General features: G+C 44.4%; 17 protein-coding genes. 10 read left to right on the top strand and 7 right to left on the bottom strand.

Translation table 11 applies throughout. From position 1 onward, the window contains the following. Positions 1 to 88: 88 nt before the first annotated feature. Positions 89 to 5,392 (top strand): hypothetical protein, encoded by a 5,304-nt coding sequence (locus JW872_02785; protein MBN1549564.1) that lies wholly within the window; start codon positions 89 to 91, stop codon positions 5,390 to 5,392. Next, on the top strand, positions 5,389 to 6,888 hold the full coding sequence (locus JW872_02780; protein MBN1549563.1) for a leucyl aminopeptidase: 1,500 nt from the start codon (positions 5,389 to 5,391) through the stop codon (positions 6,886 to 6,888). Before JW872_02785 ends, JW872_02780 begins: the two co-directional genes overlap by 4 nt. Position 6,889: 1 nt before the next feature. On the opposite strand, the gene JW872_02775 is transcribed toward JW872_02780, so the two are convergent. From JW872_02775 to murD, 6 genes are all read right to left on the bottom strand, one after another. Then, a complete protein-coding gene (locus JW872_02775) occupies positions 6,890 to 7,297 on the bottom strand; it encodes a hypothetical protein (GenBank protein ID MBN1549562.1) in 408 nt (135 codons plus the stop codon). Positions 7,298 to 7,341: 44 nt separating this feature from the next. Further along, the gene (locus JW872_02770; protein ID MBN1549561.1) at positions 7,342 to 7,647 is read right to left on the bottom strand and encodes a hypothetical protein; all 306 of its coding nucleotides are present in this window, start codon (positions 7,645 to 7,647) and stop codon (positions 7,342 to 7,344) included. A gap of 94 nt (positions 7,648 to 7,741) precedes the next feature. Continuing rightward, positions 7,742 to 8,851, bottom strand: a complete 1,110-nt coding sequence (gene ftsW / locus JW872_02765; GenBank protein MBN1549560.1) for a putative lipid II flippase FtsW — start codon at positions 8,849 to 8,851, stop codon at positions 7,742 to 7,744. A 143-nt stretch (positions 8,852 to 8,994) separates the two neighbouring features. Next, positions 8,995 to 9,627, bottom strand: a complete 633-nt coding sequence (locus tag JW872_02760; protein MBN1549559.1) for a hypothetical protein — start codon at positions 9,625 to 9,627, stop codon at positions 8,995 to 8,997. A gap of 117 nt (positions 9,628 to 9,744) precedes the next feature. Next, a complete protein-coding gene (locus JW872_02755; protein MBN1549558.1) occupies positions 9,745 to 10,281 on the bottom strand; it encodes a hypothetical protein in 537 nt (178 codons plus the stop codon). Between the two features lie 32 nt (positions 10,282 to 10,313). Beyond that, on the bottom strand, positions 10,314 to 11,675 hold the full coding sequence (gene murD, locus JW872_02750) for a UDP-N-acetylmuramoyl-L-alanine--D-glutamate ligase (GenBank protein ID MBN1549557.1): 1,362 nt from the start codon (positions 11,673 to 11,675) through the stop codon (positions 10,314 to 10,316). A 117-nt stretch (positions 11,676 to 11,792) separates the two neighbouring features. Here murD and ileS point away from each other — a divergent pair, with 117 nt between their 5' ends. From ileS to JW872_02735, 3 genes are all read left to right on the top strand, one after another. Beyond that, on the top strand, positions 11,793 to 14,600 hold the full coding sequence (gene ileS, locus JW872_02745) for an isoleucine--tRNA ligase (GenBank protein ID MBN1549556.1): 2,808 nt from the start codon (positions 11,793 to 11,795) through the stop codon (positions 14,598 to 14,600). A 54-nt stretch (positions 14,601 to 14,654) separates the two neighbouring features. Further along, complete coding sequence (locus tag JW872_02740; protein MBN1549555.1) at positions 14,655 to 15,464, top strand: hypothetical protein; 810 nt, start codon at positions 14,655 to 14,657, stop codon at positions 15,462 to 15,464. A 104-nt stretch (positions 15,465 to 15,568) separates the two neighbouring features. Further along, complete coding sequence (locus JW872_02735) at positions 15,569 to 16,450, top strand: hypothetical protein (GenBank protein ID MBN1549554.1); 882 nt, start codon at positions 15,569 to 15,571, stop codon at positions 16,448 to 16,450. Here the strand turns inward: JW872_02735 and JW872_02730 are convergent, their stop codons facing one another. Continuing rightward, a complete protein-coding gene (locus JW872_02730; protein MBN1549553.1) occupies positions 16,451 to 18,163 on the bottom strand; it encodes a hypothetical protein in 1,713 nt (570 codons plus the stop codon). Positions 18,164 to 18,215: 52 nt separating this feature from the next. On the opposite strand from JW872_02730, the gene JW872_02725 reads away from it, so the two are divergent. The 5 genes from JW872_02725 (at position 18,216) to rplI (ending at position 21,264) form a co-directional block, all read left to right on the top strand. After that, the gene (locus JW872_02725; GenBank protein ID MBN1549552.1) at positions 18,216 to 18,587 is read left to right on the top strand and encodes a hypothetical protein; all 372 of its coding nucleotides are present in this window, start codon (positions 18,216 to 18,218) and stop codon (positions 18,585 to 18,587) included. After that, positions 18,527 to 19,039 (top strand): type II secretion system protein, encoded by a 513-nt coding sequence (locus tag JW872_02720; GenBank protein ID MBN1549551.1) that lies wholly within the window; start codon positions 18,527 to 18,529, stop codon positions 19,037 to 19,039. Before JW872_02725 ends, JW872_02720 begins: the two co-directional genes overlap by 61 nt. 14 nt (positions 19,040 to 19,053) lie before the next feature. After that, entirely contained in the window at positions 19,054 to 19,425 is a 372-nt protein-coding gene (locus tag JW872_02715) for a hypothetical protein (protein ID MBN1549550.1), read from the top strand. Next, positions 19,422 to 20,717: a hypothetical protein gene (locus JW872_02710; GenBank protein ID MBN1549549.1), complete on the top strand. Its 1,296-nt coding sequence runs from the start codon at positions 19,422 to 19,424 to the stop codon at positions 20,715 to 20,717. The genes JW872_02715 and JW872_02710 overlap by 4 nt, the downstream gene beginning before the upstream one ends. 97 nt (positions 20,718 to 20,814) lie before the next feature. Next, a complete protein-coding gene (gene rplI, locus JW872_02705; protein MBN1549548.1) occupies positions 20,815 to 21,264 on the top strand; it encodes a 50S ribosomal protein L9 in 450 nt (149 codons plus the stop codon). Positions 21,265 to 21,271 lie beyond the last annotated feature (7 nt).

Raw genomic sequence — 21,271 nt, 5'->3', positions numbered from 1 at the left:
TTTTCTTTTCTTGCATTTCAAACCAGAGCTGTTTTATGTTTGTTGCAGTTTTAAGTGTTTGTTTTATCCAAGAAAAAGGGTGTGGTACATGAAGACCATATCATATCAAAAAAAGACTCTTTTAATCACCGCGATTCTATTATCTTGTGCTTCATCTTTGCATGGCATGCAACTATTTGGAAGAGTAGAAAGTGCAGCGGGACGAGGCGCTGCTGAAGGTGCTGCAAGGGTGGCTCTACGTGAAGGCCTAGAAGCAGCAGGAAAAACGGAAGGGCATATGGCATCGGAAGCATTTAAAGAGACATTAGTTGGGGTCACTAGGGAGGAAGGAGCGATAGCAAGGCTTTTTGGTAGAGAGGCAACTGCAGCAGAAGTCGAGGTCTTTAACCGTGCTTTTAGTAAAGGCGTTCAGGAAATATCAAGTGAGATGTTTGGTACGGCGGTTACGGCTGATGTTAGAGCAGGTATAAAGTCGCTTGCTTCTGGTGGAAAACTAGGAAAATATATCGGGGAATTAGATGAAGCGGCAGTGGGTCACTTAGGCTTAGAGGGGGTAGATATTGGATCAACAGCAGCGGCTCGGCGGACTGAAGCGGTAGTCGGTCGAGAAGCAGTCCAAACATCAAAGTTGGCAAGATTGGGCCAGATTTCAGGAGAACTTAGAGATAAAGCGGTTGCGCGAGAAGCTTTAGTTGGCGAAAGGGCGATAGCTAAGAGTACTGAAGAGATTACTGAGCTTACAGGCCGTATTAATAAACTTGATGGGGAGATAGGTGCGCTCAGTACAGAGGCAGAACGACTAGAGAGAAGTTTTGGTGTGACACTACAAAGTACTGCTAAATCGTTACAAAAGGCCGGTATTTGGAGGCTCATGAGTTCGGGCGCAAAATGGTTTTTTGGAACGCTAGCAGTGGGTGTTGCCTTTATGCTTCCGGGTGAGTTTTGGCAAGCTTACACTGCCAAGAGCCGTGCAGATGCCCTTGTTGATGTGATTGGGAAGGACACAGAGTTTGGCGGTATTACGATGCATATTCCAAGCGATATCATCGATAAGGAACATCCTGCATTATCTCCATTTCTATATGCAGATGGGGGTGAAACTAATTTCTATGTTTCAAAAGATTCTGGTGATTGGGCTCGTACGTATATGCAAAGCGCCGACTTTTCTGGTGTTATGGTTGATCTTGGAAGAGGATATCAATTTACGCGTGATGGTGGTGCACATGGCAGAAAATTATTGCCATTGTATGGAGCAATAGATAACGAGTATGGCGACAAGCCAGTTGATGATTTCGTAGCGAGATTCCAAAGTCACTTGGTTGAAGGTAAGGTGCCTACATATTTTGATTCGCCACTAGATAAGGCAACGAGTGTTGACGTGGATGGTCAGAAATATTACGACGACATTCGTGATAGCATGGCTGCCAGCGTTATTCTTTTGCGGAATGGTGATGAGCTTACCACAGCAGACGCTACAGCAAAGGTAAAGCTTGAGGCCATGAAACTTTATAATGATCCTTATGAACAACAGAGTGTAACGCAGCACGAATATGGTACAATCACGGCCCCAGTATGTTTACCGGCTGAAGGTATCTATGTGTATGAAACGGTGGATACTCCGTTTGTTCAGGCATTACAGGGCGCTGATGTGAAAGTAGCGCTTAAGGATTATGTTGTGTGTCTTGATGGTCAGGGGAATATTGTGCCTCTTCATGTGGTAAATCAAGCAAGGGATGGTTTTGTTAAAAATGACCAGGTTGTAACTCTCTTTAGTTTAGTGAACAGTACCAAATACGGCTTGGATGGCACTAAGATAGAAACTGGTCGCCAACATAGTTTCGATGAGTTCAAGGATGAGCTTTATGATTGGGCGTCTCAAATTCAAGCACAAGTAACCTGGATGGCTGAACAGTGGAGTAAGGCTCCGGTAACCAACTTGAATCTTACCGTCTATGGTGCGGTGAATAATACGCTGGTCTATACATCTCCTACATCGTTAGGTGATGTTGGCACAGATGATCAGGGTAATCGTATTTTGGATTACTTCATTTGTGTGAAATATGAGGAAGACTCAAATAATCCAGGAAAATATGTTTTTGGTCGGACTACATCGGTTGATGATGCGGATCTTCTAATTTCCCTGGTTACGTCGCGTGTATATGAAACTGATGGATCGCTTTCTGTTCGACCGGTAACAGTTAAAGAAAATATGAACCCAAGCGTGTGGAATTTGATTAAGGATCGTATCGAACAGAATCCCAATCTTACTCCCGATACAATGGTTGCATTGGGAACCAAATATACTGCTGGTATTGTGAATCCCGATGGCATTCCACTTCCTACAAAAATCGGAACATCCGACGGGAGCCAACCATTCTTCTATTTTACGTTTATTTATGGTGTCGATCAGTTGAATGCGACCTTGGATAAGTCGCGTAAAGCGTGGGGAGGTAGAGATGTCGATGCAACACTTTTTGTTGGACCGTTTCAGTTTACCACTAACCGGTTGTTTAATATTTACTTCCAAATTCCAAGCATAGACCTTGCGATCAATGGCAATTACTTCTATCAGTCGGTGAATACTGACTATCAAAATGCTGGAAATACGATGGTCTTTGAGCCTACTGATTTATTTGTCATGACCGATTCACCAGATCAACTTACAGACAATACCGGATTATTTTTCTCACTAGATGAACGACCTTATGCCGTGAGTGTATCGACAGGTGTGATCTATGATCAAAGCGGGCGAAAAGTAACTGATGAAAGTGGCGTTGCAAAAACATTCAATGTTGACCTGTTGCTTGCCAAAGTTCAGGAAAATCAAGTTCGCCAAGGCGGTAAAGAATTTAAAGGCATCAGTGGTAACAAGACATGGGATGATATTCAGCAAGCACAGGAACGTCGACTGCAGCAACAAGCGAGTGCTCGTGGGCCGTTCTCTTTCTACCAATTCCAGCTCTCTATTCCTGAAGATGATGCTGCGCTTAGCCAAGAGATGAATAAGGGCCACTATATTTACAAGTCAACAGCACGTGCCTATCCGACATTCACAGATTATGTTGTGTGTGTGAAAAGCGATCAGGCATCTGGGACACAATATGGAGTAGAGTTCACTGCATCAGTATCATCACTTATCAGTTTGGTAACCGGTGTGCAGTATGATAGGACTGGTAAGATTGCTCAGTATGATAATCAGGCTTTGTATGAATTGGTCTCATGGAAGTATCAAGGCATTGGCAATGAATTAAAGCAAACCATTCAAGCAGAGACTGCAGATTTTGCTCGATTATCAGCAACAGTTCCAGAGCAAGAATTGAAGAGGACGCCAGTTTTTAGCGATACGCTACGAGCACAACTTGATGCACAAGAAACAGTTATTGGGCATCCTTTTGTGAAACAGGATCCTGCGACAGGTAAATATTATCAAGCATTTTCGGACCCAAAAGGATATTTTGACTTTAATCCATCAGATAGTGATATTGCATTACTCTATCCTGATAAAATAGATCAGTATCGTCGTAAGATTGGTATATCGTATGATGCGGATGGTAAGTATATTTCGCACATGACTGGATGGATCTTGCGTGGTGTAATGGCATCTGCTGGCGTGCAGAATAACTCAGACGGAACGCAATCATTGATCCCTACATCAGATACGATTGCATTGCCGTTTGCGGATAGTGACAAAAATGTATCTGCCGGACAAAGTGGTACTAATCTCATTGTAAGTACTGATTCACGATTCCCAACGGCTGGTATTGCAGCGATTATTGATAAGGGTAGTACCTATTACTTCTACTATGTGACCCAAGACAAGGATGGAGAGTCCATGAATACGTATCTTGTGCGGCAAGTCGACGCGGCTGCTGGTATGGATCGTTACATTGATTTTGTGACGGGTAAACTTTACCGTCCAGATGGTACGCCTGATGTTGATTCACAGAATGTTGTGATGACGGAAATCTATAAAACGGCAGACGGGCAATCAATGAGTATCGTATCTGATCAGTATGGAATTCAGGCAGCAACAGTGAACCAAAAGATGTATGATGAATGGTGGAATGACACTACTACAGACGGATACAAGCGGTATACCCTCTCAGATGACAGCTTTAATGATATGGATATTGTCGTACGAACTGCTGGTGGTCAAATTCAGTACGATGTGACATGGTTCTTCGAAAGCTATGATGTTCCAGTCACACTGAGTGATGACGGTGGTCTTGAATCGCTTACGCTTGGAACTGATACGTATACGTTCAAGAGTGGCAATGAATTTACAAATGACGCGGGTGATAGCTTGTTCGTCTATGCTCGGCAACCTGAGTCTAATGATTATGACTATCAGGATTACGATGTTGCATACTATGTGCGCTCATCTGCAGATAATCCTCCTGCTGGCCAAGAACCGTCGTTTTTGAGCGATAGTTCCTATCAAATTCTCATACAAGATACATTTACACCAACTAAGGGCATTGCGGTGAACGATAGTTTGCTTGGTGATGCTGGTGTTGTTATTAAAGACGACATGGGTGTTCAAGAGTTTCTCTATAATGACTTTCTGTTTGAACGAGTGTCGAAAAACGCGGATCATGAATACATGATGCATAGTGATGCCCTTCAAAAACGTGTTGACGCGGGCGATACTTCATATGGTGATTCAGGCGATATTCGTGTTGTGGAGGGTGATACCGGTTATATGATCTATCAAGCTATTGGTGGTGAAGAACTATCGCGCGAATATATCACTTTGTATGATCAGTTTGATCAGGCTGAAATCACACAATTGCAAAGAGATGTATGGAAGATAGGACCAGCGGTAGATGTTCTTGGTAATAATCGTTTAGTTCCAGAAATACAACCAATGTTATTGCAGCAAGTAACTGAATCATCATTGGTTGTGGATGAAGGAAATCAACAACTCAAGACTAACGCGCAGGCAGCAGGTCTATGGGCAATGCCTGTAATCTACAAGAGTGGTGCATCATATTATTATCAAATGGATGCGCTTGCCGATGGCAGTCAGCAGTATTACAGAGATGTCTACGACCGTAATTATATAAATCTCGAGAATGGATTGGTCTATGATCAGGATGGTATTCCATCTGGTACATCATTGCCGCTTGATTCACTCCGACAAATACTTAACAAGCTTAATGTGGGTGTTGTTGATGGCGCATTGAAGTTTATCCCTGGTGGTCAGTTGAGTGAAACGGTGATTCCACAATCAGTTAAACAATCCTCTGTGAAAAGAAAAAAGAGTCGTGTACACTCACAATCTGCTAATATTCGCGTGTCAGACACGCGTGGTTCAAAAAAAACAAAGCCAACATGGGCAAATAAAAAACAATCGCGACGTGCTAAGAAGCAAAAGGGAATGACAGTATGATTTGCTTAACTCTTTCCAGTAAAACAGTAACAAGTGCCAATGCACACGCGTATGCGCTGTGTGTATATGAAGGGTTCTCAGTAACAAAAGATATTTCCGCAACAGTTCATGCAAAATTCCCAATACTTGCTCAGGCGGTGAAACAGAAAGCATTCAAAGGTAGTGCGCAAACACATTGTGTTGTGTCGGCATTGCATAACAAAAAGCTGATACACATAATTCTTGTTGGTATGGGGAAAAAAAGGGGGTTACATTGTACACTTGAATCATATCGACGTGCACTTGGGAAGCTGATACGCACTGCCGAATGTTATAAGCTTACGTCTATTGCGCTCCAGATTCCTGAGGCATCGTGTTTCAAGGAATCCTATGATGACGTTATCCAACATACCGCAACCACATTACATATGGCAGATTATCGTTTTGATCGATTTACCAAAGACAAGCCCTCAAAAATTAAGCGTTCCATAACTTTGTGTGTTGGATCATATGTAACACAAGTCAAGAAGGCGCTTTCAGTTGGAGAAGTGATTGGCGAGGCGGTTAACAATGCGCGTATGTTAATTGATACGCCACCAAGTGATTTGACGCCTGCTGTGCTTGCAAAACACGCAGAATCGATTGCGCGTCAGCACAACATCTCATGTAAGGTGTTGAGTGAAGAACAGATTAAGAAGATGGGTATGGGAGGACTTGCTGCAGTATCAGCCGGTTCCGAACAGGACTGTAAGCTCATCATCATGGAATATAAGGTCTCTGCGAAAGCGCCAACAGTTGCATTGATTGGTAAGGGAATCACATTCGATTCTGGTGGTTTGAGTTTGAAGCCTGCAAATGCTATGGAGACCATGAAAGAAGATATGTCAGGCGCGGCAGCTGTAATCAGTGCTATGCAAGCAATTGCACAACTACAACCGAAGGTCAATGTCGTTATGGTTGCTCCTGCAGCAGAAAATCTTCCAAGTGGTGCTGCAGCAAAACCAGGTGATATTATAACGTTCTACAACGGCAAGACTGCTGAAGTCCGTAATACTGATGCGGAAGGTCGGTTGATTCTCGCGGATGCCCTTTCGTATGCTGTTAAGCATTACGAACCTGATTTCATGATTGATTTAGCAACCCTCACAGGTGCATGCCAATATGCACTCGGGCCATTTTTTACCGGTATGTTCAGCAAGCATGATAGTGCTGCCCGTCGTGTTGAGGTAGCAGCCCATAGCTCTGGTGATCGTGTATGGCGGTTTCCTATGGATGACGATTATCTTCCTGCGATACAGACGCCAGTTGCAGATATCTGTAACATTGGAAAGCCTGCATACAAAGCGGGTGCAACAACAGCTGCTTTCTTTTTGCACGCATTTGTTGGTACAACACCTTGGGTACATTTGGATATTGCAGGAACAGCGTTTGATGTGCCGGGTATGAGTTACTATCGAACTGGTGCTACCGGAGCGGGCGTTCGATTACTTATTGATCTAGTGATGAACTGGAAATAATTTACAAAGATTCGGTTGCTTTTTGCAGATCGCTTGCTTGTTTATGAAGTCGACTTTGATTTGTCTTGGCTGTTTTTGTTTTTCCGATGATTAATGCAATGCCGTCCTGAGCCAAGTGATAGTATTCTCTGGCTTGACCAAAATGTAGATCCCATTGCTTTTGGTCGGCATTAAGAGCTCGTAGAGCTCCCACAAGTGTTGCTGCTACGGTACTGATGCACAAAATCTCAGGCATCCATCCTCGACGAGGTTGAGGTGAGAGGTCAGGCTGTAAGGTAATCTGGGGAGCTATAGATATGCTCATAGGAGAGTCATAAAGGAGATCGCGTATGGGTGATTGTTCAGGCATTGTGTATATTGTCGGTGCGAATGCCACTGCGATGATTAGGATGAGCCATGAGCACTTCATAAGAAATTCCTTTATCTGATTTTTTATCCTACACGGAGAAGTCTTTATGTGTTGTCGTCTCTTAATGCGGAGAGCTCGCCCCTTTGTTGATTGATTTGCATCTTGAGCCCGTCCTTCTCATGGAGAATTCTTGAAAGTTTATTGCGGCCTTTTGCAATGGCAACAGACAAAAGTGCAACACATAAAATTTCCGAAATCATTATAAACCTGGCCACGTGGTTGAACTGTGTCGACTGAGAGCTTTTTTGGATAATTTTTTCCTGAGGAATATCCTTTTGCTCGTCCATTGTTGGCGCGGTGTGATTCGCCATGAGGACTAGGAATGCCACAGCATAGTATTTTAGTTTCATGATGCCTTATTCTTGTTGTAGATCTCATTTTCTACTTTCCAAGATAGCCGTAAAGATGCTTTCGATCAAATGGTTTTGGCCTTTTAGGGGCTATCTAGAGCCGTTGCTCATTGGTGCAATTTATGATCAATCCAATCATGGCAAGGGAACAGATCAGGGCTGAGTTCCCATAGCTGATGAAGGGTAACCCGACGCCCTTGGTTGGCACCAAACCAGTGGTAACTAGGAGGTTGATAACAGCTTGCATGCTAGTTAGGATTACAAATCCAAGAGTCACAAAGACAGAGAATGTATCCTTCATGCGCCATGCGATGCGCATTCCATAGTAGGTAAAAAGTACATACAGGATGACGATTAAAGTTGATCCAACAAAACCGGTCTCTTCGGCAATAATAGAGAAGATGAAGTCAGTATGCTGCATGGGTAAATAAAAGAACTTTTGTTTGGAGTGTGAGATCCCTGCTCCCCACATGCTCCCTGAGCCAATCGCAATCAGTGACTGGATGATCTGGAACCCAGCACCTTGAGGATCCTGCCAAGGATTAAGGAATGTCATGATTCGTTTCCAACGGTAGGGGAAGAAGTACACAAGCCCAATCAGGCCTGGAAGAGCGGCGGCAACGGTTATGACGAGGTACGATGTATTAAACTGTGCGATGAACAAAAGAATAAACGTTGTTGCGCCCAAGGTGGCGGCGAGTCCAAAGTCAGGTTGCTTCAGGAGTAGCCCGCAACTGATTCCTAAAATGATGAGAAAAGGTAGGTATCCATACATGAATGATTTTTTATAGCGCTCTTTCTTCGTTAAAAAATAGGCGATATAAATCAAGAGTGACATTTTCAAAAGTTCACTTGGTTGGAACACAAGGCCACCTAAGTTGAGCCATCTGCTGGAGCCGTGAATGCGTTGTGCAAATGGTGTGAGCATGGTCATGGTAGTTAGGATCAGTGACGTAAAAAAAAGTAGGGGGCTCGTTACTTTGATGAGGTCAAGTGGTAAATACCGTGTAACGCATCCCGCGATAATACCCAGAAGTAGTCCAAAAGAATGTTTTTTAACAAAGTAATGTGCGCTTCCGAGTTTTTCTAATGCATAGACAGAACTCGATGAGTAAATGAAAAGGAAGCCGATCACAATCAGTGTTGTGACAAGGCTCAAAAAAATATTAAGATCTGCTTGTAATAGTCTTCGTTCTCTAAACATACACACATAGACATAGAGGTGATACTTTCTTGTGTGTACTATTACATAACTGATCAGTTTTATCTAGGGTGTGGTGTATTAAAAAGAATACACGGGAAGCACAATGCTTCCCGTGCCTATGAGCTTGATGTTTTTAAAGCTTATTAAGAAGCATCCTCTTCAGAATCTTCTTCTCCGTTCAATTGACGTAGCGCATCTGTGACGGGTTCAGCGCTTCGTTCACGTTGTTCAGCTAATTCTTCTAGCCTTTGCGAGAGAGCTTGTTGTTGGGCATGTATTGCCTCTATGTTACGACCAAGTCGACCAAGTTGCACCCCGTGTTCTTGCAGAGCTTGATCATTTTCAGCCACGTAAGTTGCTAATGGCTTCCTAATAATTCTTCCTGCTCGATTAGCTTCTCCTTGTATGACGACGGTCCAGAGGTGGTTTAAGCCCCGTTGCATATGTTGTGCTTGCTCTCGTAATCCAGGCAAATGTCCCCCTTCAGGGTCGTCTTCTCCGTCTATGGCGTGCGCTAATGTATCGATCTGCGCATGAGCATCATGTATTTTAGCCACGGTCTCGAAGCGCCTTTGGCCAATTGCATTAATCCTGTTGTGTTGTCGATATACTACAATACTTAGGCCAGCGCACATAATGTAAGGCATCCAAGAGCCACTACTCGAGGAGGCCGGCTGCGTATAATCTAGATCATTTTCAATATCATTGGTGAAAAGAACTTGCGGCGTTAGAAGCACTGTTGCAAGTGTAAACAAGAGTAGTTTTGATGATCTCATCCGATTTCCTTCTTCGATAGAATAAGTTGAAAATACACTGTTCATATGAGTCTAAGGTCTAACGAGTGTTAAGGCAAGTCGGCTGAGGATATTCTAAATTAAGAGTATTGTTCAGATTCATTGGTGTGGCGTGCCGTCTCCATGCCAGCTCATTCGGCGTTGCTTTGGTTTGTTTGGTTGTTCAAGCGCTTTGAGACGTGCCTCTAGTTCTGCAAGATGTTCCATAGCAACTTCATTTAATGCGGCCATATTAGATTGGGCAATCACACGAACACTATCTTTCGCTGCCATTATAGACGTGCTTATGAGGTCGCCAGTAATTCTTGTGGCTATCTCTTGTCTAACTTCATCAGCTACTTTTTTTATAAAACCATCTGCGGCTAACTGTTCCTGGAGGGCATTGGCAGTGAGTAGGTTGGAATGGTCACAGGGCTTGGATAGTTCTTGGAGTTCTTCTTTGGTTGCATATTTTGTTCGCCCGTTCACAAGTATTCCGACGCATGTCAGCATGACAATACTCGTTGCATAGAGTGGGCATGAAGAGACCTGGGAAGAGAGGGTTGTAGGAAGTGAGCGCTTCGTAGAGTCGTGATCATGTTCAGCACATACCTGTAAAACACTTAACAAAGAAAGGTAAAAAATAACCTGTTTCATCGGAGGCCCCCAATAATGTTGGTACGTTTATATTATAACCCTACAACCTCCTGAGGGCTCCATTGTCTCATAACGTGTGCCTTAAAACAATTGCCTCGTTCTTGATAGTTTTTAAAAAGATCAAAACTTGAGCCGCCCGGTGAAAAAAGAATTATATCTCCTGGTTGTTTAGTCTCCCAGGCCACACGTATAGCCGTCTCTAACGAGGCGCTGATTGTGCATGGCGTATGAAACTGTGATCCAATATGGCCGAGCTTCTCTGCTTCTTTGCCAAAACAAATAATGTGACGTACTGATGGTGGTAGGTTCGTAAAAAATGGCGTGCGATCAACTCCCTTAGATAATCCTCCAATGATAAGAATAGTAGGGCGATTGCCCAGACGATTGAGTGCAGCAAGCGTTGCCTCAGGTAATGTTGCCTTAGAGTCATTGTAGATGGTGACACCATCGCGCTCTAACACGTATTCCATACGATGTTCCTGTGGTGGAAAGGTTGATGCTGCATTAATTAGATGCATTGGATCAATCTTTAGAGTATCAAGTATTGCGGTGATAAAGACGAGGTTTTCAGTAACAGTGAACGGGGGTATAGATCCAAGTCTGATAATGCTTTCCTTATGTCCCTTATTCTTCTTTGTGACATTGCCATTATGCTCGGCAAAAGTAATTTGTTGCTCTTCTTCACAAAGCTGATCGTTGGGGGTGACTATAATTGTGTGTGCTTTTTTGCCCTTCAATGCATCCTTTAGGAATAGCGGGATGATTGCATTTTGTTTTTCGCTTTGGTTGGTAAATAGTCTAAGTTTTGCTGCTTTGTATTCATCGTAGGATGTATGATAATCCAAGTGATTGGGGTACAGATTGAGGAGTACTGCAATGTCGGGTGCAAACTCTTTCATGTGCATAAGCTGAAAACTTGAGAGTTCTAGAACAGCAAGGGCATACGTCTCCTGGCAAGAAACCAGATCAAGCATTGGGGTTCCAATATTCCCGCCTAAGCCGACATGTTCCCCTATATGTTCAAGTGTGTGTGCGAGAAGTGCTGCTGTTGTTGTTTTGCCGACTGTTCCTGTAATGGCAATGACATGTTTGTGCCATGCATGTGCAAACAGATCAAGTTCGCTCAGCCATTTGTGGCTATACTTGTCATACCTATGTAGTGCAATGCCAGGGCTTGGGATAATGTGTTCACAGGCAATCAAAAAAGATTCCAGTGCACTAGGTTGATACACAACACCATTGTTTGCCCTGATTATTGTGTTCTCGTCCTGAGAGAGCTTGCGGGAATCATACACGGCAATGCGATCAGGAGATTGATTTGAGAGATGTCTGAGCACTGATTTTCCGACGACGCCAAAACCCAAGATTCCGTAGGTATGGTATTGGTTATTCATGGATGCCTTTAGACTGTTTTTTTATAAGATGGACAACACTATATCAGTTTTGTATAAACTGCCAAAAGTTCTTATACTGAACTAACATTTGCCTGTATAGATAAAAGGAATTACTCCATGGCGCAGACCAAGGTGAGTTACAAGGACACCCTCAATCTTCCCCGCACTGATTTCCCAATCCGATCAAACCATAAAGAATCCGATGCGCAACTTCTGCAGCGCTGGGACAAGGAAGATCTGTCACGCAAGACATTTGACCTTAATAAAGGAAAGAAAAAGTTCCTTCTTCATGACGGGCCTCCCTACGCGAACGGTCACATTCATCTCGGGCATGCGTACAATAAGATCCTTAAGGACATGGTTGCCAAGTCACAGCGCATGAGCGGAAAACACGTTCCGGTTACGCCAGGTTGGGATTGCCATGGTCTGCCAATTGAGCTGAAAGTGACACAAGAGCATCCAAATTTGGATTCACAAGACCTCAAGAAAGCATGTCGTGCCTATGCAAAAAAATGGATTGATATCCAGCGTCATGAGTTTAAGCAACTTGGTGTACTAATGGACTGGGTTCATCCATATGAAACAATGGACCCACGATACGAAGCGGCTATCTTGCGCGCATTCGGTTCGTTTGTGAAGCAGGGATACATTGAAAAGAAAAATAAAACAGTGCCGTGGTGTGCATCATGTGAGACAGTGCTCGCAACCGCAGAGATCGAATATTCTGATCGCAAAGATCCATCTATCTATGTGCGTTTTGCATTAACCGATGACGCAATCAAGAACCATCTCCCAGAACTAGCGGGAAAACCAGTCAGTATGCTGATCTGGACAACAACGCCATGGACTTTGCCGCTCAATCGCGCAGTATTCATTCGTCCTAAAACAACGTATCAGATTCTTGAACATGATGGCGTGTACTTCATTGTTGGTGCTCCGTGTGCTGATGCAGTCTGTGATACGATGGGCATTGAGAAAAAAGTTGTTGCTGAGGTTCCTGCAGAACAATTAGTGAATGCAACGCTTGTCCATCCATTTGATACCACTCGAACAGTACCCGTGCTTGCTGATGGATTTGTATCACTTGATGATGGAACAGCATGTGTGCATAGCGCTCCCGGATGTGGTCCTGAAGATTATGAGATGGGTGTTCGCTATGGCCTTGAGATTTTTTCACCATTATCTCCAGACGGTAAGTACACGAGTGGCATTATGCCAAAAGAGCTCGAAGGCATGTCGATCAACGATGCGCAAGGATGGGTGATCAAGGCTCTTGCTGGTAATGGCATGCTTATGTACAAGGGGAGTATTCGTCACTCGTATCCACATTGTTGGCGTTGCCGTAACGGATTGATATTCCGTGCAACGAGTCAGTGGTTCTGTGACCTGTCGCAGGGTGATCTTCGTGAACGTGCGCTTAAAGCAATTGATACGGTGACATTTATTCCGGAACGTTCTAAAAATTTCTTAAAGGCTTCAGTGCAAAACAGACTTGAATGGTGTCTCTCGCGTCAACGCGTATGGGGTGTTCCGATCCCAGCGCTTGTGCACACGCAGACGGGCAAGGCGTATATTGATGCGCAACTTGTTGAGCGCGTTGCGGCCGGGGTGTATCGACATGGTATCGAGTATTGGGATACGGTTTTGATCAAAGATATTTTCCCCGATGCATTACGTGAACAAGGGAATACACCTGATGAGTACATCAAAGAACAGGATATTCTTGATGTGTGGTTTGATTCCGGTGTGAGTCACTATGCAGTGCTACAGGATAATCCTGAGCTTGGGTATCCAGCAGACATGTACCTTGAAGGGGTTGATCAACACCGTGGATGGTTCCAAAGTTCCTTGTTAACGAGTTTAGTGCTCTCGAATGAACCGTGTTATCGCTCCGTGGTAACGCACGGGTTCACGGTGGATGAGCATGGCAAAAAGATGTCCAAGTCGCTCGGTAACGTTGTTGCTCCGGATGACATTATCAAGCAGTTGGGAACAGATGGCCTACGTTTATGGGTATCCAGCATCTCGTTTGAAGGTGATGCGATTGTATCACCAACATTGCTCAAGAATGTACAAGAGGTGTATCGCAAGGTGCGTAACACGTGTCGATTCTTACTTTCGAATGTGTATGACTTTTCGCATGACCATGACGCGGTTCCATATGATAAGATGCTGCCATTAGATCAGTATGCCCTCGATGAACTTGCGCGTGTGAATGCATCATTGCGAGAAGCATATGATGCGTATGATTTTACGGCGGTGTTTCATATTCTTGGGGAATACAGTGCCCGGTCGTTGAGTTCGTTTTATTTAGACATTATCAAGGATCGTTTGTATGTCGAGCAAGCGGGCGGTCACAAACGTCGCTCGGCGCAGACAGTTGTATGGCATATTCTTGATACATTGACGCATGTCATTGCTCCGGTACTGTCATTTACGTCTGAATTAATTTCTGACCATTATCAAAGCAATAAGTTGTGTTCGATTCATGAACAGAATTTTACAGAAGTTCCGGCTATGTATCGTTTTGATAGTAAGCGACAAAAGCAATGGGAGTTGTTCCATGAGTTTCGCGCTGTTGTACTCAAGGCGATTGAGTTGAAGCGTGAAGAGGGTGTTGTTAAACATTCGCTTGATGCCAAAGTCACAGTGCATTGTGATTGGAGTAGAAAAGAGCTCGCGCCGCTCAAGCAATTATTTGATTCGTTTGGTGATGCATATATGCGGTCTATAAAGGAGTGGTGTATTGTATCGCAACTTATGTTTGTGGACCGTGCCCAGGGCCTTAAAGCAACGGTTCTTTCTGGGGTAGCGGTTGCAGTTGAGCATGCAGATGGAGTAAAATGCCCACGATGCTGGCAGTGGGACATATCGTTGCACGAGCATGGATTATGCCAGAGGTGTGAGGAAGTGGTTTCAAACTAGTTCGCCTTTTTTACAATATGCGAACGGTCAAGAGCGAGTAACCAGGAGGGCGCAATGTTTGTAATATTGCTAGTTATGATGAGTTTGATGTGTGGGCAGGTTGAGGCGCGCTGCAGTTGTCATATAGGACATGAACAAGCCGTGCTGATTCCACGTAAAAAAACGGTTACAAACGAACAAACAGCCGTGAGCCTAGAATCTGAGGTGTCCGAGCAATGTGAGGCTGCGCTTGAAGATGCACTAAAAGAGATCCAAGCGGAGGCAGTAGAGGATATTCCTTCTCGTGATATGAGTGGAATGGCAGTGGAGGCAATATCACCCTATGCAAACTTATTCGATGTCACAACAGCATCCCAAGATACGGCGGTCACTTCAATGTCCAGTGCTAGCGGGATAGGCTATCTTCCCGATAATGCGTCTATGGCTGCGCGTTGGCGATTTCATCTTGCCCAAGTTCAGGCTATGCTGCCGACCATTAGTCGTAAAGTCGCTGGTCTTGTTGGCGGGATTGGCATCTTGGCAGGGATCTTGGTTGCTCGGTGGCGATCTAACCGCGATGAACACGTTGAGTTACGCAGAGAAGAACGTCGTGAAGGGGCGCACTATCCCCCAGGCGGGACACTTGTAAGGTCTGTTTCTCAAGGTGGTATTAGGGGTTCAGATGCGTCTATTGAAGGTGCAGTGACAGCTTTATTAGTAAATTACGATAAACTTGTGAAAGAAAATCGAGAGTTTCGCCGCAGACTTGATGCAGTTGAGGCAGAACATACGAAAAATGCCGGCGGTGCAGAGGTTATTCCAGGCGGTAATGCGGTGGATGAGTCCCTTAGAGCGATGTTAGAAGTAGTAGACGCGCTGCCTTAGCAGCCATGATAGATGGGTTGTTGCTGGCTTTTGACCAGGAATAGCCTTTCAGGTAGCCTCTAGAGTACTAAATGGAAGTTATAATAATGATTCTAGGATGCTACATGAAACGATTGGTTCTCCTAAGTTTAGCGGTTCTCCCTGTATATGGATACGGTGAGGACTCTAATCACGACAAGTCTGTTCTTGGTTTGTCCATCCAGAGTGATGGTCAAGGTGGACATGCCCTTGCAGCACACACTCAATCACTTGCCGATAAAGCTGCATCGCTCTGGAACGGGGTGGTATCCTTTCCTCAAACGGCAAGCGTTGCTCTCAATAAGTTTTTCCTGCAGGCCACGGAAGATATACAGGAGCATTATGTTTTATCTGGTGCATGTATAATCGCCATGGGGTGGTTAGCAAAAAATTCCTACGATAAAAGATCCTACCGTAGAACAATCGCTGATCAAGTTCGGGAGATACGCGGCTTACGTGAGGAAAAAAGGCAGCTAAGATCTGATGTAGTAGATAGAGATCTTAATATCGGCGCGTTTCAGCAAGTACAGGATGCATTATTCACTCGGGCGGAGGCGCATATGCAGGAAGCTGAGCAAGCTCGCAGAGAACGCGATGGGGCTCAAGACGTGGCCGTAAGAGCCGTTGACGAACGAGAAAGAGCTCATCGAAGTCGAGAGGCCCTTGGGAGACAGTGTGTTTCCCTCTCACAACAATTGGTACAAAGACAAGAAGAGCTTGAGGATGTTCGACGTGCTACTCGTGAAGAGATTAGGCAACTAACTGAAAGAGCGTTGGCGCAAATTGGTGCAGCTGACAGACGGGGACGCGATGCAGAGCGGGAAGCACGAGAAAGAGTTGCAGTTGAGGAACAAGAGCTACGAGCAATGAACGAACAGCTTCAACGTGACAACGAAGCCCTCACTCGGCAACTTCAAGGAGAACCTTCCGAGACTGGCGGAATCTGGCATTACATCGGGTGGCGCTAATCAGCTCATTTCCTCCATAGTTTTAACAGGTTCCGGCGCAGCTACTTTCTTACTCTTTTCTTTTCGTTGTGCTTTTTGTGGAGGATTATAGAGATCCTCATACAATTCTTGGAACGACTCAATCAGATTTCTGTCGGTAAGCTTCTTTACCCCCTTGATCTCATATCCCATGTGTCGAGCTTGAACGGTGGGGGTATAGTTATCTAGTGCATTGTACAATGAGTCATAGAGGTGCTTGAGTGATGGTTGAACCCTCATCATTGTTTCATTTACTTTGCTGGTATAGTCCGAACGTTTAGCTGATTCGATGCGAGATTCTACGCTCTTTTTGTATTTCTTTGCATCGGTAAGTGATTCAATACACGTTTCGAGTTTCTTATTTATTTCTTTTGCCTGTTTTTCGTCTGCTGTTGTGCTGTTTGTTATGAGGTACATAGGTAGATCGTTTTTTGTTGTTTTGTTGACTTCAGTAGCAGCCTTACTTGCATCACCTAGAGCCTCTTTAAGATCTGTCAGCTTATTTGTAATCAGATGATCTTCCGCTGGTGTCTCAATCTTTGTTTTTTCAGGTTCGGATTTCTTTGCCGATGGCTTTGTTTCTGGTGGAGCGGGAAGTTGATGCGTTTGTGAACCTACGACCGTTGGAGTAGATGTTTTTGGTGCCGGTGGCAGCGATGATGGAGCACCACTGAACTGGCGTGGCGGTTGTATAGAACCGCTACCTACAGAAGGTACACTGTAGTCCTGGTATCCTCCTCCGTATGACCCGCGATCTGAGTAGCGCGTTGGATAGTTACGTTCTCTAGGTTCTGGTGCAACGCGAGAAGGGTCTTGGCGCCATCCTTTCATAGCAGCAAGTTCTTGTTTTGCCCGTTCCTCTGCATCTTCAGCTGCTTTTTTTTGTTTTAAAATTTCTGGCTCATATTTTTCAAATAATTTCTCCAACTTCTCCAATATATTTTCGGCAGAGAATGCTTTCTTGAATGCATTGATTATTTCGCTGAGAGCCTTTTTAGAGGCTTCTTTTTCTTGAGGATTTTGAGGGCCGATGCCAAACTCAGGAATAGCAAGTCGTGGTTCGTATTGTTCCATTACTTGTTGCAATGACTTGAGCTGGTCGTGTAATGGTATGAGTTCTTTATCTGTAACAAGTTGCTGGATATGTTCTGGCTTTTCCAGTGCATATAGATAGTACACGAGAGTATCAATTTCTTTTGATAACGGCTCAATCGTGGTAAGCACTTTGTGAGAACTTGCCGCTTTTGTCTTGAGTGACGTGATAGATGCGATTAGTTTTTTGATTATTTCTGCAGTTGCTTTTTTATCTCTTAGATTATCCTGGGTAACCGGAGCCGGTTTTTGTTCAGGAAGGTTTTGAGGTTCGGGCTTTTTCGGCTCTTGTGGCGTAACCGGTGGTTGTTCGGGTAATGGGCCAAAGATATCTTCTACTTTGATTTTGCCGCTTTCGATATCCTGCACAAATCCTTCATAAAACTGCATAAAATCAGCCATCTCTTCATCACTCATATTATTGAAGAAGTCTTCAAGAAAGGCTGATGCTGCCTGTATTTCCTCTTCGGTAGGCATTGGCATATTGGCCGCAAACTGTTGTAGGTTTGGATTTGGTCCTTGTTGTGCCTCGATTGTTGAATTGAGGTATAGAAGGCTGAGTGCGACAAAGAAAATCTGTTTGATCTTTGATGAGATATTCATAATGGAGTTCCTCTCATAGTAGTATGTCCCCAGTGCTTTATGAGGGGACATTATGATCATACGTAAACGTACCTGTGGCAGGCTACAAAGTCAATGTAAAACTCAGGGTTTTCTCCTTATAGAGGTTATGATTGCTATTGGTGTTTTCACCATGATCGGGCTTTTGATTCAACAGCAGTATGCGAGTCTGATGATGCGCCAATACGAACACGAGAGGCTCGTGCTTTCTCTTATTCAGATGCGTTCATTATTGGAGCAGCGCCTGCAAGGGAAAACGATTCTTTCTCGAGGGGTGGCTTCGAGGTATGTGTGGGATGAAAGAACAGTAGTAACCGATGCCGGAGAGGTTATTCCAGGATGTCGATGGGTCGTTCTAAAACATGGCGAGCAGGACATGATATTAACAACAATCGTATTGGTATAACGCTTGTTGAAGTTATTGTGTATCTTGCATTGGTCAGCATGGTCTGTGTTCTGGTCCTGACGCGTATTGTGCAGATGGTGCCTGCATACCAAGATTTATGCACACGTTCTCAGCTGCAGTCTGTTTGCCTGCGTCTTCACGATGTTATCTGTGCGGACTATCATCGTGCACGAGAAGTATATTGCTTTGATGACTGCATGATCTGTAGTAACGATAATGGTGCCTATGGGTGGGAGCTGCATAGTGGAACACTGTGTCGCATTGTTGGTACGTATGATGTGCATGCATATCAGTGGTTAACGAAGCGTTCGATTGCGATGGCCCATGACGTTGCAAAGTGTTGTTTCAAGCGACAGGATGATCTACTTCATGTGGTACTTGTTCTTGAGCGACGAGGACAACGATATGAGCTTTCGTGGGATGTTGTACGAAGAGTGGGGGCGGTATGGTAGGACGAGGATCGGCAATGCTCCTGGTGGTGTTATTTATCGGTGTGTGTACAACGTTGACTCTTGCCATGTGGCGATCATACGGTGCGCTTGCACAGCAATGGCGATACCGTCTGCAGCATGAACAACGGATCCTTCTTTCTGAAGGATTAGCGAGGGCGGGCTGTGCGATGATACGCGCCCATAAAAATATTGACGAACCGGTGGTGTTTCGTTCATGGCCTCCCGGCGATGCACACTATTCGGGGAAGATTATGTGTGACTATCATGGCGATCAGGTTACGGTTTGTGCACAATTGCTCGAGCAGGGTGTACACTGTGGTCGAGTTTCGTGCGTGTTGGCCCGCAATGATGATAAGTGGGTCATAACATCATGGAGTGCATCATGATAATGGTTCTTTACTCTGCGCTGTTGTATGTGCTGGCGTTTCTTTGTTCGCCATGGCTAGGATGTCTTTCGTGGGCAGCCTTCGTTCCCTTGTGGTATTCAGTTTTGAACAGACGAGTGTATTCTTTCAAGCACGGATATGTATGGGGATTGGTTTCGTTTGGTGGTACGTTCTGGTTCAGCGCAGTCTTGCTTCATACACAGGCGGATGGCGTTGGGCGTGAGCTTGGATACGTACTCCTTATTTGTTATTGTGCGATATATTCAGGTCTGTGGTTCTGGGCAGCGACACGACTTAGTAATACAATCTGGTCATGGCTGGCAACAACGTATATCTATTGGTATCTCGTTACCTCACGCATCTTTTTTATTATTGGTCACAACGAAGGTATTTCTATGGTATGTCCATATCTTCCATTGTGTGAGTGGCCATGGATGAGTAGGGGCCTTCTTGCATATGGGCACCATGCTGCATTACTTCTCTTTTTGGTTGTTCCTTTGTTGTTTGTTAATGCTGTATGCGGAAAGCATACACGACACTCGCTCTTGCTAGCGAGCGGGGCGCTTATTCTGATTGTTTTTGGTTCTTTCTTTACTCATAGTGGGTGTGAGATTCCGAAGTTGGGTTATGTAGCTCCACCAGATAAACATCTGTCGCTCTGGGATGGCGTACAGGAGATTGTATCTTCAATCGAGGCGGTTCATGATCTTCATCAAGATGTAGTCTGTTGTATAGCACCAGAGTCGACACTGCGATTTCCAATCAACAACTATGAGCGATGCATGCAAACATTGGCAATGACACGAGTACCTTGTATCATTGGCGCACATGGCGAAACAAACGGTAATTTATACAATAAGTTTTATTATTTTAAAAATGGTCCGATAATACAAGCTTATGAAAAACAACATAGGTTTCCCTTCGTTGAATACCTACCGACCATATGGAACCAAATTCCATTTTTCAAAGGACTTTTCCTCAGCAAGTGTAGACCTTTCTCCGCGCCTTGCTCCGAGCGGCCTATAATGATGTTTGGATCACTTCCCTTTATTCCCATGATCTGCTCTGATTTCTTCTTCGCGTCTGCTGCGCCTTGTGGGAACGAGCCGATTGTGGTTCTAGTTAATGATAGTTGGTTTATGCATACCCCGTACTTTCAGAGAGTATTGTGGTTATATGCAAGGATGCAGGCCATGACCTGGGGGAGGGGAGTGGTTTATGTGTCCCATACTGGTGGATGGGTACTGAAGCCAGACGGATCACATCAACGTATGATTGATAGATATCTCTAGTTCTCAACCGCTTTGTTTTTTTCTATACTCAACTCTGTCTTGTGCCGAGTGCACTATCGAACAACGTCAATTCTATTGCTAGCATACAAGGATAATTATGAAGGTGTTTTTACTGAAAGACGTGGCCAAAGTAGGCATTGCCGGGGAAATGGTCAAAGTCTCAGATGGATTTGCAGCGAACTATCTATTCCCTAAAAAATTGGCCGAACAGGTAACACCCCACAACGAATCAAGCTTTGCAAAGCGTGTAAAAGTAATACAAGACCGTAAAACTGCGATCGCAACTGAAACCTCAATGCTTGCAGAAAAAATTCGGTCACTAAAACTAATCCTCAAACGTAAGGTTCACGACGACGGTAAACTTTATGGTTCAGTCAGCCCTATGGAAGTTATGGAGTTACTGGCGGATGAAGGTGTAAAGGTTGCGAAAAATCAAGTCATCTTTGATAAAAACATTAAAGAAAAAGGTGTACACCACATCACCATTAAATTATCATCACGACTTCAACCGACAGTCCTCTTGAAAATTGTTCCAGAACAAGATTAAGCAGCTA

The organism is Candidatus Babeliales bacterium (assembly GCA_016929235.1).
GTDB lineage: Bacteria > Babelota > Babeliae > Babelales > JABCYS01 > JAFGJD01.
Note: the sequence above shows the minus strand (reverse complement) of the source record. Positions and strands in the feature narration are given on the sequence as shown.